The following is a 15,742-nucleotide window of genomic DNA, read 5'->3' as shown; positions in this document are numbered from 1 at the left end:
ACTATAGCCACTACGAGAAGCGGACAATAAAAAAGCGGAGCCTCCGCTCCGCTTTTCTCCTGACTGCGCGCCCTTAGTGCACGTCGCGCCAGTATTCCTTCTTCAGCAGATACACCAGCGGGAACAGCAAGAGGCCCAGGAACATCAGCACCACGTAGCCGATCTGCTGGCGCTTCACCGCTGCCGGCTCTCCCATGTAGACCAAGAAATTGGTCAGATCCGCCATGCGTCGGTCAAACTCGACCGTGTCGGCCTTGCCATTGTCCAGCTTGGTCATGGTGCCCGCCTTGACCAACTCAAGCTTGTGCTCTTCATGGCCTTCGGCATCCTTGGTGGTTTTCAACACCTGCTCGCCTTGCAGCTCCCAGAAGATATTGGGCATGCCCACCTTGTCGAACACCAGGTTGTTCCAGCCGGTCGGACGAGAAGGATCGCGGTAGAAGCCGCGCAGGTAGCCATACAGGTAGTCCGCGCCGCGCGAACGCGCGATCAGAGACAAGTCCGGCGGCGTGGCGCCGAACCAGGCCTTGGCATCCTTCTTCTCCATGGCGATGTTCATTTGGTCGCCGATCTTGGCGCCCTCCGGCAGCAGATTGGCCTTGATCTGCTCCTCCGACAGGCCAATGTCTTCCAGCCGGTTGTAACGCATCATGCTGGCCGAGTGGCAGGACAAGCAGTAGTTGACGAAGATTTGCGCGCCGCGCTGCAGGCTCTCCGTATCCTGGATGTCGATCGGGGCCTTTTCCAGCTTGGGGCCACCCTCGTTGGCCAGCGCGACAGAGAACGGCAGCGTCAGGGCCATCGCGGCGATCAGCTTGCGCATCTTGTTTTTCATTTTCCTTATCCCCTTGCTTACACGTTCATGGCGAACAGCGCGGCCAGGAACACGGTCAGAGCCACCATCACCAGGAACTGGATCTGGCGCTTGGCATTGGTGTCCGTCACCCGCTCCGGCACCGGCACGCTGCCGACATCGTTCTTGGTGTAGAACGGCATGCCCAGGAAGAAGGCGAAATAGACCACGGAGAAAATCTGCGACAGCGCGGTGCGCAGACCAGTCGGCGGCAGCGCGCCCAGGATGCCCAGGCCAATGAAGGATGCGATGAACAGGATCAGCGCGACCTTGAACTTGGGACCGCGGTAGCGGATGGACTTGATCGGCGAACGATCCAGCCACGGCAGGAAGGCGATCAGCACCACGGCGGCGCCCATGGCCAACACGCCCCACACCTGGGTGCCGGCGAACGACGGCACGGCGCGCAAAATGGCGTAGAACGGCGTGAAGTACCATACCGGCGCGATGTGCGGCGGCGTTTTCAGCGGATCCGCCTGATCGAAGTTCGGATGCTCCAGGAAGTAGCCGCCCATTTCCGGCAGGAAGAACACGATGGCCGAGAACACCACCATGAACACCACCACGCCGAGGATGTCCTTGACGGTGTAGTAAGGGTGGGAATAGATGCCGTCCAGATAGAGTCCGGTTGCCGGGTCCTTGGGCTGCTGCTTGATCTCCACGCCGTCCGGATTATTGGAGCCGACTTCGTGCAAGGCCATCAGGTGGGCCACCACCAGCGCCAGCAGCACCAGCGGCACCGCGATCACGTGCAAGGCGAAGAAGCGGTTCAGCGTCGCGTCCGACACCACATAGTCGCCGCGGATCCACACCGACAGGTCGGGACCGATCACCGGGATGGAGCCGAACAGATTGACGATCACCTGGGCGCCCCAGAACGACATCTGCCCCCAGGGCAACAGATAGCCCATGAAGGCCTCAGCCATCAGGCACAGGAAGATCAGCGTGCCGAACACCCACACCAGCTCACGCGGCTGTTTGTAAGAGCCGTAGATCAAACCGCGGAACATGTGCAGATAGACCACGACAAAGAACATCGAGGCGCCGGTGGAGTGCATGTAGCGGATGATCCAGCCGCCCGCCACGTCTCGCATGATGTACTCGACCGAGGCGAAGGCCACCGGCACGCCGGCCGCGTTCAGCGTGGCATCCGGCTTGTAGTTCATGGTCAGGAAGATGCCGGTGACGATTTGCAGCACCAGCACCAGCATGGCCAGGGAGCCAAAGAAATACCAGAAATTGAAATTCTTGGGGGCGACATATTTGCCCCATTGGCTTTCCCACAGGGCGGTCAGCGGAAACCGTTCGTCCACCCAGTTCAGCAACTTTTGCGCTTTGCTCATTTTTCGCCCTCAGCTTATTTGTCGTCGCCGATCAGCAGACGGGTGTCGGACAGATACTTGTGCGGGGGGATTTCCAAGTTCTTCGGCGCCGGCACGCCCTTGAACACGCGCGCGGCGAGATCGAACTTGGAGCCATGGCAGGGGCAATAGAACCCCCCCAGCCACTCCGGTCCCAGATCGGCGGGCGCCAGATCGGGGCGGAAGGTCGGAGAACAGCCCAGGTGCGTGCAGATGCCCACCGCCACCAGGTATTCAGGCTTGATGGAACGATGTTCGTTCTTGCAATAAGCGGGTTGTTGATCCACGTCGGACGCGGGGTCCACCAGCTTGGGATCGTTCTTTGGCAGGTTCTTCAATTGTTCCGGCGTGCGGTTGAGAATCCATACCGGCTTGCCGCGCCACTCGACATTGATCTTCTGCCCCAATTCGATCTTGCCGATGTCGACCTCTACCGGCGCCCCCGCCGCCTTTGCCCGTTCAGACGGGAAAAAGCTCAGGAAAAAAGGCGTGGCCGCGCCGACTACCGCAACCCCTCCAACAGCGCTGGATGCCAGCGTCAGAAAGCGCCGGCGGCCAGTATCGACTTGTTGTTCACTCATTGCAATCATCCTCAATCGTGGAAATCGAGCCCTAAACCGCCAGATTTTACCCGATTACTAGTAGGGACTTGAAGCATCCATGCAAATAAATTGTCATTACGGCGCTACAACTTCTCAAACCGGATTATTCAGGTCAATAAATTCCACTTTTATGCCCTCGTGCTTCATTAAATGCTCACCAAGAGCCTGGATGCCATAGCGTTCAGTGGCATGATGTCCTGCGGCAATGAATGCGACATCACTCTCCATCGCCATATGATAATTCTGTTCCGATGCCTCGCCGGTGATGAAGGCATCCACGCCCAGCGCGATCGCGTCGGCAAAGAATCCCTGCGCCCCGCCGGTGCACCAGGCCACTCGGCGCACCAACTTGTCAGGCCGGCCCAGCAGCAAGGCGCTTCTGCCCAGAATAGACGAAATATGCGCGTTCAGCCGGGCGGCATCTCCAGTTTCACGCCAGTCGCCATGCCAGAGCAAACCCTGTTCTCCAGACTGACCAAGCGCCTCCAGCCCCAGGCGCTTGCCCAGCATGGCATTGTTGCCCAGATCCAGATGCCCATCCAATGGCAAATGATATGCCAAAAGACTGATATCGTGCCGCAGCAAGCTGCTGATCCGCTGCCGCTTGATGCCGCTCAAACAGGCATCCTCTCCCTTCCAGAAATAGCCGTGGTGCACCAGAATGGCATCGGCGCCGCGCTCGATGGCGGCGTCGATCAACGCCTGCGAGGCCGTCACCCCGGTGACAATCTTGCCGACCTCTGCCCGGCCTTCCACTTGCAGGCCATTGGGCGCGTAGTCCTTGTAGCGCGAGGGCTCCAACAAAAGATTCAATTTTTCCAACAGCAGATTCAATCTCATCATTTTTCTTCCAAGCTTGATAAAGTGAATGCCCTCTTGCAGCAGATCCTCCCCCGCACAGATTGCAACAGCGCCCATCGTCATTTAGAACTTGATAAAATGCCAGCTTCGAACGCTCAAGCGGCCATCACCTGCACGCGACTGCTGGCTGGGCACGCATGATGCGTGGCTCAGCCAGCCCCTCTGCCGGCACTCAATAATATGCAACCCGATTATAACAGGATGCTGATATGACTATTCTCGTGACCGGCGGCGCCGGATTCATAGGCGGCAATTTCGTTCTCGACTGGCTGGCCAACCACGATGAAACCGTCGTCAACCTAGATGCCTTGACCTATGCCGGCAACCTGGACACCCTGCAATCCTTGCAGCAAGACGCTCGCCATGTCTTTGTCCATGGCAGCATTGGCGACCGCAATCTAGTCGATGCCCTGCTGACCAAACACCAACCACGCGCGGTCATCAACTTTGCGGCAGAAAGCCATGTCGACCGCTCCATCCATGGTCCCGGTGATTTTATCCAAACCAATATCGTCGGCACCTTCAACTTGCTGGAAAGCGTCCGCGGTTACTGGGATGGCCTGAACTCCGAACAGCAAGCCACCTTCCGCTTCCTGCACGTGTCCACCGACGAAGTCTACGGCACGCTGTCGCCGGAAGACGCGCCCTTCGCCGAAACGCATCGTTACGAGCCCAACAGCCCGTACTCGGCATCGAAAGCCGCCTCGGACCACCTGGTGCGCGCCTGGCACCATACTTATGGCCTGCCCGTACTGACCACAAACTGCAGCAACAATTACGGCCCCTACCACTTCCCGGAAAAGCTAATTCCGCTGGTCATCCTCAACGCGCTGGCCGGCAAGCCATTGCCCATTTATGGTGATGGCCAGCAAGTACGCGACTGGCTGTATGTGAAAGACCACTGCAGCGCCATTCGCCGCGTACTGGAAGCCGGCACGCTGGGCGAAACCTATAATGTCGGCGGCTGGAATGAAAAAGCCAATCTGGACGTGGTTCATACCATCTGCGCGATTCTGGACGAGCTCAAGCCACGCGCCGATGGCGATAGCTATGCGTCGCAGATCACCTTCGTGCAGGACCGCCCCGGCCATGACCGGCGTTATGCGATAGACGCGCGCAAGCTGGAAAAGGAATTGGGCTGGAAACCCGCGGAGACTTTTGAAACCGGCATTCGCAAGACCGTGCAGTGGTATCTGGACAATCCGCAATGGGTCGACAACGTCACCAGTGGCCATTACCGCGACTGGATCAACCAACACTACGGCCAACCCGCATGACGCGCATCCTGATCACCGGCAAGAACGGCCAGGTCGGCCACGAGTTGCAACGCGCGCTGGCGCCGCTGGGCGAGCTGATTGCGCTGGATCGCAAAAGCCTGGATCTTGCCGATGCGGACGCCATTCACGCCGTTTTGAATGAGCGGCGGCCAGACATCATCGTCAATCCCGCCGCCTACACTGCCGTCGACAAGGCTGAGAGCGAGCCCGAGCTCGCGCAGGCCGTCAATGCCACAGCTCCCGCAGCCATGGCTCGCTGGGCCTCAGAGCATGACGCGCTCTTGGTGCATTACTCCACAGACTACGTCTTCAACGGCCGAGGCGACACGCCATGGCGCGAGGACGATCCCGCCGATCCGCAATCGGTATATGGGCTCAGCAAATGGAATGGCGAACAGGCCGTGCGCGCTGTGGCTCCTCGCCACTTGATCCTGCGCACCAGCTGGGTATTTGGCGCGCACGGCGGCAACTTCCTCAAAACCATGCTGCGTCTGGCGGGAGAGCGCCAGGAGCTGAAAGTGGTGGCCGACCAAATCGGCGCGCCGACGTCCGCCGCCTTGATAGCAGACACGACAGCACAACTCATTCGCCGCTACCTGACGGATAGCGAGGGCTGCCCTTTCGGCACCTACCACTTGGTCGCCTCCGGCGAAACCAGCTGGCACGGCTACGCCCAATATCTGATCGGCCAAGCTCGACTGCTCGGCTTCCCTTTGGCGCTGAGCCCGGATGCAGTACACGGCATCCCGACTGAAGCGTACCCGCTGCCGGCGAAACGCCCGGCCAACTCTCGCCTGAATTGCGGCAAGCTGCAACGCAACTACGGCATCACCCTGCCAGCCTGGCAGCAAGGCGTCGATGCAACGCTCACCGCCTTGTGGCAACAACGACAAGCACAACAAAATGTAAAGGAGTCTCCATGAGCAAGGCTCGCAAAGGCATTATTCTAGCCGGCGGCTCCGGCACTCGCCTGTATCCAGCGACCATCGCTGTCAGCAAGCAGCTGCTGCCGATCTACGACAAGCCGATGATTTACTATCCGCTAAGCACGCTGATGCTGGCTGGCATCCGGGACATGCTGATCATCTCCACGCCGCAAGACACGCCGCGCTTCGAACAGCTGCTTGGCGACGGCAGCCAATGGGGCATCAACCTGCAATACGCGGTGCAGCCGAGTCCAGACGGTCTGGCGCAAGCCTTTCTGATCGGCGAGCGCTTCCTCGACGGCGCGCCCTCCGCATTGGTTCTGGGCGACAATATCTTCTACGGCGACGACTTCTCCAGCCTATTGCAAGAGGCCAACGCCAAAGCTAGCGGCGCCAGCGTATTCGCCTACCGCGTCAACGACCCGGAACGCTATGGCGTGGTAGCGTTTGATGCCCATGGCAAAGCGCTATCGATCGAGGAAAAACCCAAGCAACCCAAATCACATTACGCGGTGACGGGCCTGTACTTCTACGACGAGAAAGTGGTCGACATCGCCAGAACCATCCGCCCTTCCGCACGCGGAGAGCTGGAAATCACCGACGTCAACAACGTTTATCTGCAACAAGGCTCGCTGGATGTGCAGACCATGGGCCGCGGCTATGCCTGGCTCGATACCGGCACCCATGAATCGATGCTGGAAGCCAGCCAGTTCATCGCCACCATTGAAAGCCGCCAAGGCCTGAAAGTGGCGTGCCCGGAGGAAATCGCCTTCCGCAGCGGCTGGATTGACGGCGCACAAGTCCAAAAACTGGCGCACCCCTTGCAGAAGACTGGCTATGGCCGTTATCTACTCGCCATGCTGCAACACAATACTTACTAACCCAATAGTGCCGGCGAAGGCCCAGCGCCAGCGCCAGCGCGGCAGGACAGCTTTCCATGAATGTCATCGATACAGAAATTTCTGACGTCAAGATAATCGAACCCGCTGTTTTTGGCGATGAGCGCGGATTTTTCTTCGAGAGTTTCAACCAAAAGAAATTCGAAGAGACCATAGGCTATTCGGTCGAATTTGTACAAGACAACCATAGTCGCTCAGCTAAGGGCGTACTACGCGGACTGCACTACCAGCTCGATCCACATGCCCAAGGCAAACTCGTCCGAGTCATCGCCGGCGCGGTGTTTGACGTAGCCGTCGATATCCGACAGCAATCGCCCACCTTCGGCCGGTGGGTTGGCGTGGAATTGTCCGCAGACAACAAACGACAAATGTGGATTCCCCCTGGTTTCGCCCATGGCTTCCTGACACTGAGCGACGACGCGGAATTTCTGTACAAAACCACCGACTACTGGTTCAAAGATCTTGAGCGCGCCATCGCCTGGAATGACCCGGATCTGGCAATAGACTGGCCGCTAAAGCACCCGCCGGCACTATCACCCAAAGATCAGGCAGCGCCGCTGTTTACGACGCTTGGCGCCTAACATCGTTTAATAAAACAAAACGGCCTGGACAGCATCGCTATCCAGGCCGCTTTCGTATGCAGCCGGCAGCGGCTACGCCGCCGGCTTATAAAGGCTAATTACATCATGCCGCCCATGCCACCCATGCCGCCCATGTCCGGCATGCCGCCAGCAGCCGGCTTGTCTTCCGGCAGTTCAGCGATCATGCAGTCGGTGGTCAGCATCAGGCCAGCAACGGATGCAGCATGCTGCAGAGCGGAGCGGGTGACCTTGGCCGGATCCAGCACGCCCATTTCCAGCATGTCGCCGTATTCGCCGGTAGCGGCGTTGTAACCGAAGTTGCCCTTGCCTTCCAGCACCTTGTTCACCACAACGGACGGTTCGTCGCCGGCGTTCTTGACGATCTGACGCAGCGGAGCCTCGATGGCGCGCAGCACGATCTTCACGCCCGCTTCTTGTTCGGCGTTGTCGGTCTTCAGACTGTCCAGCGAAGCGCGGGCGCGTAGCAGGGCCACGCCACCGCCGGCAACCACGCCTTCTTCAACCGCAGCGCGAGTGGCGTGCAGCGCGTCTTCCACGCGAGCCTTCTTCTCTTTCATCTCCACTTCGGTGGCGGCGCCAACCTTGATTACGGCAACGCCGCCGGCCAGTTTGGCCACGCGCTCTTGCAGCTTCTCGCGGTCGTAGTCGGACGTGGCTTCTTCGATCTGCTTGCGGATTTCACCCACGCGAGCCTGGATGGTGGCAGCTTCGCCGGCGCCATCGATGATGGTGGTGTTTTCCTTGCCCACTTCCACGCGCTTGGCTTGGCCCAGCATGTCCAGGGAAGCTTTTTCCAGGGTCAGACCCACTTCTTCGGCGATCACGGTGCCGCCAGTCAGCACAGCGATGTCTTGCAGCATGGCCTTGCGACGGTCGCCAAAGCCCGGAGCCTTCACGGCAACAACCTTCAGGATGCCGCGGATGGTGTTCACCACCAGGGTAGCCAGCGCTTCGCCTTCCACGTCTTCAGCGATGATCAGCAGCGGACGACCGGACTTGGCTACCTGCTCCAGCACCGGCAGCAAGTCGCGAATGTTGGAGATCTTCTTGTCGAACAGCAGGATGAACGGATTGTCCAGCGCGGCGATCTGCTTGTCCTGATTGTTGATAAAGTACGGGGACAGGTAGCCGCGATCGAACTGCATACCTTCCACCACATCCAGCTCGTTGTTCAGGCTCTTGCCGTCTTCAACGGTGATCACGCCTTCCTTGCCCACTTTTTCCATGGCGTTGGCGATGATTTCGCCGATGTCGGTATCCGAGTTGGCGGAGATGGAGCCGACCTGGGCGATTTCCTTGGTGGTCGCGCAGGGCTTGGCGATCTTGGCGATTTCACCTACCAGGGATACCACGGCCTTGTCGATGCCGCGCTTCAGATCCATCGGGTTCATGCCTGCGGCAACGAACTTCATGCCTTCTTGCACGATGGCTTGCGCCAGAACGGTGGCGGTGGTGGTGCCGTCGCCGGCTACGTCGGAAGTCTTGGAAGCTACTTCCTTCACCATCTGGGCGCCCATGTTCTCGAACTTGTCCTTCAGTTCGATTTCCTTGGCCACAGACACGCCGTCCTTGGTGATGGTCGGCGCGCCGAAGGAGCGATCCAGCACCACGTTGCGGCCCTTCGGACCCAGGGTTACCTTAACCGCGTCGGCCAGGATGTTGACGCCAGCAACCATCTTGCTGCGAGCGGAATCACCAAACTTAACGTCTTTAGCTGCCATGCTCGAAATCTCCAGAATCTGTTTATGAAGTCAAAGTAAGGGTCGGATTACTCAACGATGCCCATTACGTCTTCCTCGCGCATCACGAGGACTTCGTCGCCGTCCACCTTCACGGTTTGGCCGGAATACTTGCCGAAGATCACCTTGTCGCCGACCTTCAGCTCCAGCGGGCGGCGCTCGCCGTTTTCCAGGATCTTGCCGTTACCGACGGCCAGAACCTCGCCCATGTCCGGCTTCTCAGCCGCGGCACCCGGCAGAACGATGCCGGAAGCGGTCTTTTCTTCAGCCTCGAGGCGCTTGATAACAACACGGTCGTGCAGAGGACGAATTGCCATGGATCTCTCCTATTGCTTTGGCTGTTGGGAGTTGAACATCAGGATCTATTTAGTCGTCAGCCGAGGGCTTAGCACTCGACTGTTGCGAGTGCTAATGATAGGGACGAGAGGGAGGGATTTCAAGAGCCTGCCGAGGCAATTTTCAGCAGGCTCAAAAAGGATCAGGCGTTGGGGGTCTTGCGCAGCATTAGCCAGCGAGGGGTACGGAAGCGGATGATCATCCGATAAAGGCGAACGTAACTGAACATGAATACAAGCACAAAGCCGATCAGCACCGGTGTATTGTTCCAGAACAGCATGGCGGGCACCACCGAGAACGAGGACAGCGCCCACAAGTAGGGAGACGTCAGGCTATTGCGCTGGGTGAGGTGAGCAGCATCCTTAGAACCCACCATCCAACGTACTAGACGTTTGTACACAAGCATATGCAGGTGCAAACCATCCGGCATACCCGGCGACATTCCCCTGAGAAATTTTTTACGGTAAATTGAATACAATGTTTCAAAAACAGGATAAATCACACACAGCAGAGGGAACCACGGCGAAACCTCTGAATGTCGCCCAACCAACAGCACGGCAACCTCCGCCATCATAAAACCGACCAAATATGCCCCTCCATCCCCTGCAAAAATCATCCCCCGCGGGAAATTCCAGAACAAGAAACCTGCAATAGCACCGATCATGGCAAAGCAAATGCCCATTAGCACTTGGTCCTGCACTTTGAATGACACGTAGGCCATTGCCAAGAATATGAAAATAGCCACCACGCCTGACAAGCCGTTGTAACCATCAATAATATTAACAGCGTGAGCAACTCCACCCACCGCGACAATGGTCAACAACAAGGCAAGAACCCAAAACTGCTTGAGTAGAATATCAACACCAGGAATATCCAAGCGCACAAGCTCGGCGTTGACCAAAAAATATGCCAAAACAGCTGCTAAAAAAGTAGCAAAAAGCCGCGGTCCAGGACCGATCTTTTTTGTCAAATCCTCTAGCAAACCCACACCAAATGCAGGCACTGAAGCAATAATTAATAATATTGGCAACCATGACCTTATTAGGTAAAACACAACACAGCTTCCAATCACCAAGCCTGCCATTAATGGCAGCCCTCCAACCCTAGGTACGGGTTTAGCATGAAACTTTTGTACGCCAGTAAGGTCATGGTCAGCTGAAAAATGCTCGTGCAAATGAGCGTAATGTATCAGTGCCGCCCCAGCCACTAGGGCAAATAACGTAGAACAAAACAAAATTAATAGCATTCAATTGCCTTCTATCACAAAATTACAAGATAAACCCGTCCGCGAGCAAGGAAATGTACTCATTTTCCCATAACTTTATCAGCCACGCTGAACTCCACGAAAAACTACAACGTTTATCGTAAGTGATCTCTAAATTTCTAATACAAGGGATCAGTATTTTCGGTCAAATTTTATAGCGAAACATGCCAATTTTCTGCTTCTAAATGCACCGAGCCTCATTGTGCCAATTGAATTTACTAAAAATGCCTAGACAATCGAGTTTAATTAAGAAAAGCGCTTAAACATTTACCCAGTTGCTCATGCATTTAACAAACCCACGACACTTTAGCCAAACAATTCCCTCACCAAGTAATCATATTACTGCATAAGCAGTCTGGAGTAGCATTACTGAACTTCTTCTTTAAAATAAATCTTAGTGCTTACGGATTTAGGCAAGTCTGCTCTACAATCCAAAGCGCCGGCGCGGTTCTAAAAACGGCAATAGCTAATAGTGGAAATAGTATTTCAAACACCTCAGAAATCTCTAGAAAACAATGTCACTCTATTTTTAACTTGCCCTGCTTGACTCCAAAGAAAAATTAAAAAATAAGCATGCTTACAAAACACAAAGCCACCGTATAAAAAGATGATGACTTTAAAAATTTTTCAGATTGCGTGATCATAATAACCGAGTACGGAGACCTTGTTGGATTTAGAAGTCGCTCAGCAGGTCATTATTTTATTGAAAAATTACAAAGTGTCTTCATTACCATGTGTCCGAACATAAGATGGACATCTTCACAAAGTTGCATATCAAAGGATTGCACCCAAACATTATGATCACACATGGGCATCATCTTACCACCATCATAACCTACAACACCCAAAACTATGCCACCAGACTTTTTAGCAGCCTCTATAGCCTTAATTACATTAGGAGAATTTCCGCTACCACTTACTGCAACAAGCAAATCTCCCTCATCCATTAAGGCGTCTACCTGGCCTGAAAAAACATCTGAATATGCCAAATCATTTCCGTAAGCAGTTATCAGCCCGACATTATCGCACAAAGAAACTCCTCGGAATTTTTTTCCTGTCGTGAGATGAACCATCTTATTCCAGTCAGTAATGTAATGAGATGCAGTTGATGCACTACCACCATTACCGCATGTAATAATTTTCTTCCCGCTATCAAAAGCAGCCTTGATCATATCAATGCCTTTTTGAAAAGCAACGGTATCAATCTTCTGCCCCAAAAAAGCATGAGCAGCAAAATAATTAGTGACAGTAAAATTTGTAGACATGAAAACTCACATAATCGGTTGATAAAAAACGATTTGAGCACCTGCTCGATCAAACCTGAATTTAACTTGCTGCAACTCAGCCAGTGCAGAAATTATTTTAGGATGCCTTTCTTTTGGTGCATAAAACAATATAAAACCTCCATTGCCAGCACCTAGTAATTTCCCTCCCAATGCACCATTGGCAAGCCCCCGAGAATACCAAGAATCAATTTGTGGATCAGAAATACCTTCAGTAAGTTGTGCTTTAAGTCTCCAATTCTCATCTAGCAAGTCACCGAAGTAATCAAGTGACCCTGACTCTAACTGCTCTTTCATCTCAAAAGCTAATTGCACCATTCGACGCATTAATGATTTACGATCAGAAGTCTGCAAAGCAACAGACTGATTCGCGAGCACTGCAGATGCGCTACGCGTACGGCCCGTAAAAAATACAATCATGGAATCTTCCATCATCTGCAATATCTCAGGCTTACAGATAACAGGATCTACAGAAACTGAATCATCTGGATGGAATCTGATAAGGTTAAGGCCTCCAAAGGCTGCAGCATATTGATCCTGCTTACCGATCGGTTCTCCGCATCGATTGATCTCAATATCACATGCCTGATCAGCCAGTATACCTTTTGAAGCAAATTGATTCCTATACGCATAGAGGGCATTAAGTAAGCCAACTGTGTAGGTACTAGATGACCCTAAGCCAGACCCCTTAGAAGGAATATCCGCCATGGATACAATTTCAATACCGCCATCAATTCTAAGTAAGTCGAGAGCCTCGCGCACAAGCGGATGCTCTACTTGCTGCCTCAACTCAACATCTTCAGTCCGTGTATAACTGACTCGTATTCTGCCATCAAATTTTTTGTTAACACAAACATATATATACTTGTCGATAGATGTCGATAATACAGCACCGACTTCCTCACGATAGAAAGCAGGGAGATCACTGCCCCCCCCCACGAAGCTCATCCTCAATGGAGTCTTACTAACAATCATTCACTTTCCCTCCCTAACTTCTGCTGAACGACAAACTCTGCCAGCGCTCGTGTTTTCATAACCATCGAAATTTCATCATACTCTCTCATAGCCAACGTATTTATTGATTGATCAATTTGAACATCTCTCCATGCGTAGTCAGCAGCCAATCTTTTTGAACGCAGAGCTTCATCAATATCAATATATACTTTGACAGTACCCTGCAAACTACTGAGTTCATCTATCAAAAGTGCAGGGACACCCTCAACAATAAGGACATCATTAGGCCCAATTGAGTGTTCTATCGAAAGCGCCCCAGCAGTACCAGTGACACGGTCATACAATGGTTCACAAAGCAACTCGCGCGAAGCAGAGCGGGCCACCTCTGCGATCAAGCCACCAACCTTAGACAACTCATAGCGATCACACACCCCAACTCTCTCGGATCTCAAATATTTCGGTTTTAACCATCCATCGAGAGAAATAACATGAGACTTACAACCAATCGAATGTAGTAGTTCTTTTAGCACTTGGGCCGCAAAACTCTTACCAGCGCGAGCAAGTCCGCCTATCAACACAATACGTTTACCACGGCTCGCCGTCATCGCTATCGACATCATCCGCTGGGACAGGTCTGCATGCCCTCTAAGAATCCAATCAGTTGCATCGGACAAATCAGCGCAAGTGTAATCTGCACGAATATTGCACTTGGCATCACCTCCTGCATAACCAGTTCGCAACAGAATGGTCCTCACACCTGCGCGTTGACCAGCCTCAATGTCTGAGGTTGTATCACCAACCATCCAAGAGTTATGCCGATCAATGTTTAAATCTTGACAGGCCACATCTATGAGGCCTGGTTCAGGTTTACGACAACGACAAGCTAACTTGAGCGCCATCACCTCACCAGGAAAACCTTTGTCAGGATGATGTGGGCAAAAATATAGGCCATCAAGAAAAGCACCACCAGCACCAAGCTCAGACTCGAGTCCAGCATGGATCTGCTCAAGCTCTTCGAGGGTTACATCACCACGAGCAACAACTGGTTGATTAGTAACGACCACAGCGAGAGTACCATTACGGTTTAAGCTACGCACTGCAGCGGCAACACCAGGCAGCAATTCCAGTTGATCACGAGTCTTAAGATGATTAACTTCACGGTTCAACGTACCATCACGATCAAGAAATACCGCGCGACGAAGATGTCGGCATGAAAGCCTCTCCGGAAGGCCTAAGATCAAATCCCGCTCAACTTTGTCAAGGCGATCAGGCGTCCCCATGTCCTTAATATATTCTGGGGTTATGTATCCATGAAGATGCCGCCCCAAGCCTAACATGAGCGGAAACATGTTCTTCGCGATATCAGCCTTACCTTTAGCAGGTGTCACATCTTCCAGCCCATCACGCTCAAGTACATACAAAGCCGCATTGACTAGATTTCGCACAACCCGACCCGGTGGGTGTGGGTATGGAAGGATACCTTGCACTTTACCTTGACTATCAATATCAACCAAATCAGAATCTTGCGGATGATCATTTGGGTGTAGCAATAACATGCCAGCCGCACTAGATGATATATGCGCATTCCAAAATTTTCGCAAGTTGACATCAATAAAAGTATCGCCATACAAAACTAAAAAACGCTCGTCAAGAATAGGCAATGCGTCACGTAGTGCACCGGCAGTCCCGCGTGGCACCTCCTCTATCACATAGGTGAGCGATACATCGAAAGCCGAACCATCACCAAAGAAGTCAGCGATTTTCTCGTAGCGATGCTGCACCAATAATGCAATGTCAGTAAATCCATACTTCCGACATAATTCAATTTGATGCTGTAACACCGGTTTACCGAGCACTGGCACCATGGGCTTTGGTAGATCGCCGCTACGTTCTCGGAGCCTCGTCCCCATCCCACCAGCCAAAATTGCTACGTTACTCTTCTTTGCTAACTCACTCACTGTGGCACTCCCTGATTGCGGCGCTGTAAGATCAGGAGCTTAAAGAAAAACTCCTGAACTGGGTTAGGTAGCACAGCCCAAAAAGCAATAGCAGCTATACCCAAAATACGGATAATTAAATAGCGGATACAGAAGTTTGAAATGCGTGCTTTCAGATTATACCGCCAATGTTTTTGATTCCGACAAGTACTGTCTTGCCTATACTGAACGAGTACTTTTTGTAAATTAGCAAATTTAAGCCCCGCATTAAGCCACCGCAACCACAGCTCCAAATCTTCCGAGAAACGATAATCACCATTATATCCACCATATCGTTCAAAAACTTCTTTACGAAACATGACTGTCGGGTGCGCAATCGTGTTCGTAACCTGCATACCTTTCGCAATATCTGAAGAGGACTCAGGATATAGGCGATGAGCAAGCGTATTGCCCTCACTGTTTATAATCTCAAGCGCCCCACCAACCAATGATACTTCCGGGTGAGCATCAAGAAATGCAACTTGAAGCGCAAGCCGGTCCGAAATACAAATATCATCAGAATCAAATCTTGCGATCAAATTCCCACGAGACATAGAAATTGCAAGATTAAGGCTTTTAGCTAATCCAAGACGCTCATTTGGATGTATATAAACAAATCTAGAATCCTCAGAGCAAACTACTCGGCAGTATTCGGCAAGTTCCGGCTGAGTACTCTCATCAACAACAATGCATTCGTAGTCCGTGAAGGTCTGACGCTGAATGCTTTCAAGGCTAGCGCGAATGATATGAGGTGCCTCATTGAAAGTAGGTACCACAATGCTAATACGTGGAGTTAGATCACGCATAAC

15 protein-coding genes are annotated in these 15,742 nt (G+C 53.2%); 4 read left to right on the top strand and 11 right to left on the bottom strand.

The genetic code is table 11. From position 1 onward, the window contains the following. Nucleotides 1–73: 73 nt before the first annotated feature. The 4 genes from FYK34_RS20220 to FYK34_RS20205 all read right to left on the bottom strand — a co-directional run bounded on the left by FYK34_RS20220 (nt 74) and on the right by FYK34_RS20205 (nt 3,656). A complete protein-coding gene (locus FYK34_RS20220; RefSeq protein WP_149294492.1) occupies nt 74–835 on the bottom strand; it encodes a cytochrome c1 in 762 nt (253 codons plus the stop codon). Between the two features lie 17 nt (nt 836–852). Beyond that, the gene (locus tag FYK34_RS20215; RefSeq protein WP_149294491.1) at nt 853–2,196 is read right to left on the bottom strand and encodes a cytochrome b; all 1,344 of its coding nucleotides are present in this window, start codon (nt 2,194–2,196) and stop codon (nt 853–855) included. A gap of 14 nt (nt 2,197–2,210) precedes the next feature. Continuing rightward, the gene (petA, locus tag FYK34_RS20210) at nt 2,211–2,795 is read right to left on the bottom strand and encodes a ubiquinol-cytochrome c reductase iron-sulfur subunit (protein WP_149294490.1); all 585 of its coding nucleotides are present in this window, start codon (nt 2,793–2,795) and stop codon (nt 2,211–2,213) included. A 114-nt stretch (nt 2,796–2,909) separates the two neighbouring features. Then, on the bottom strand, nt 2,910–3,656 hold the full coding sequence (locus FYK34_RS20205; protein ID WP_149300112.1) for a Nif3-like dinuclear metal center hexameric protein: 747 nt from the start codon (nt 3,654–3,656) through the stop codon (nt 2,910–2,912). A 230-nt stretch (nt 3,657–3,886) separates the two neighbouring features. On the opposite strand from FYK34_RS20205, the gene rfbB reads away from it, so the two are divergent. The 4 genes from rfbB to rfbC are packed head-to-tail and all read left to right on the top strand — an operon-like array spanning nt 3,887 to nt 7,360. Further along, nucleotides 3,887–4,954, top strand: coding sequence for a dTDP-glucose 4,6-dehydratase (rfbB, locus tag FYK34_RS20200; RefSeq protein ID WP_149294489.1), 1,068 nt, complete (start codon nt 3,887–3,889; stop codon nt 4,952–4,954). Further along, nucleotides 4,951–5,877 (top strand): dTDP-4-dehydrorhamnose reductase, encoded by a 927-nt coding sequence (gene rfbD, locus FYK34_RS20195; RefSeq protein WP_149299640.1) that lies wholly within the window; start codon nt 4,951–4,953, stop codon nt 5,875–5,877. The genes rfbB and rfbD overlap by 4 nt, the downstream gene beginning before the upstream one ends. Beyond that, entirely contained in the window at nt 5,874–6,761 is an 888-nt protein-coding gene (gene rfbA / locus FYK34_RS20190; protein WP_149299638.1) for a glucose-1-phosphate thymidylyltransferase RfbA, read from the top strand. The genes rfbD and rfbA overlap by 4 nt, the downstream gene beginning before the upstream one ends. Before the next feature lie 56 nt (nt 6,762–6,817). Further along, nucleotides 6,818–7,360 (top strand): dTDP-4-dehydrorhamnose 3,5-epimerase, encoded by a 543-nt coding sequence (gene rfbC, locus FYK34_RS20185; RefSeq protein ID WP_149299636.1) that lies wholly within the window; start codon nt 6,818–6,820, stop codon nt 7,358–7,360. Between the two features lie 98 nt (nt 7,361–7,458). Here rfbC and groL read toward each other — a convergent pair whose 3' ends face one another. From groL to FYK34_RS20150, 7 genes are all read right to left on the bottom strand, one after another. Then, nucleotides 7,459–9,102, bottom strand: coding sequence for a chaperonin GroEL (gene groL / locus FYK34_RS20180; protein ID WP_149299634.1), 1,644 nt, complete (start codon nt 9,100–9,102; stop codon nt 7,459–7,461). 47 nt (nt 9,103–9,149) lie between these two features. Beyond that, nucleotides 9,150–9,437 carry a co-chaperone GroES gene (gene groES, locus FYK34_RS20175; protein WP_088739744.1) on the bottom strand — a complete coding sequence of 96 codons (288 nt, stop codon included), beginning with the start codon at nt 9,435–9,437 and terminating at the stop codon, nt 9,150–9,152. Between the two features lie 161 nt (nt 9,438–9,598). Beyond that, nucleotides 9,599–10,702, bottom strand: a complete 1,104-nt coding sequence (locus tag FYK34_RS20170) for an MraY family glycosyltransferase (protein WP_149299632.1) — start codon at nt 10,700–10,702, stop codon at nt 9,599–9,601. Nucleotides 10,703–11,415: 713 nt separating this feature from the next. Beyond that, entirely contained in the window at nt 11,416–11,985 is a 570-nt protein-coding gene (locus tag FYK34_RS20165; protein ID WP_149299629.1) for a D-sedoheptulose-7-phosphate isomerase, read from the bottom strand. Between the two features lie 6 nt (nt 11,986–11,991). Beyond that, nucleotides 11,992–12,978, bottom strand: coding sequence for a GHMP family kinase ATP-binding protein (locus FYK34_RS20160; RefSeq protein WP_149299626.1), 987 nt, complete (start codon nt 12,976–12,978; stop codon nt 11,992–11,994). Further along, complete coding sequence (locus FYK34_RS20155) at nt 12,975–14,915, bottom strand: HAD-IIIA family hydrolase (RefSeq protein WP_149299624.1); 1,941 nt, start codon at nt 14,913–14,915, stop codon at nt 12,975–12,977. Before FYK34_RS20155 ends, FYK34_RS20160 begins: the two co-directional genes overlap by 4 nt. After that, entirely contained in the window at nt 14,912–15,739 is an 828-nt protein-coding gene (locus tag FYK34_RS20150) for a glycosyltransferase (RefSeq protein WP_149299622.1), read from the bottom strand. The genes FYK34_RS20155 and FYK34_RS20150 overlap by 4 nt, the downstream gene beginning before the upstream one ends. Nucleotides 15,740–15,742 lie beyond the last annotated feature (3 nt).

The sequence above is a fragment of the Chromobacterium paludis genome (assembly GCF_008275125.1).
Classification (GTDB): Bacteria; Pseudomonadota; Gammaproteobacteria; order Burkholderiales; family Chromobacteriaceae; genus Chromobacterium; species Chromobacterium paludis.
Note: the sequence above shows the minus strand (reverse complement) of the source record. Positions and strands in the feature narration are given on the sequence as shown.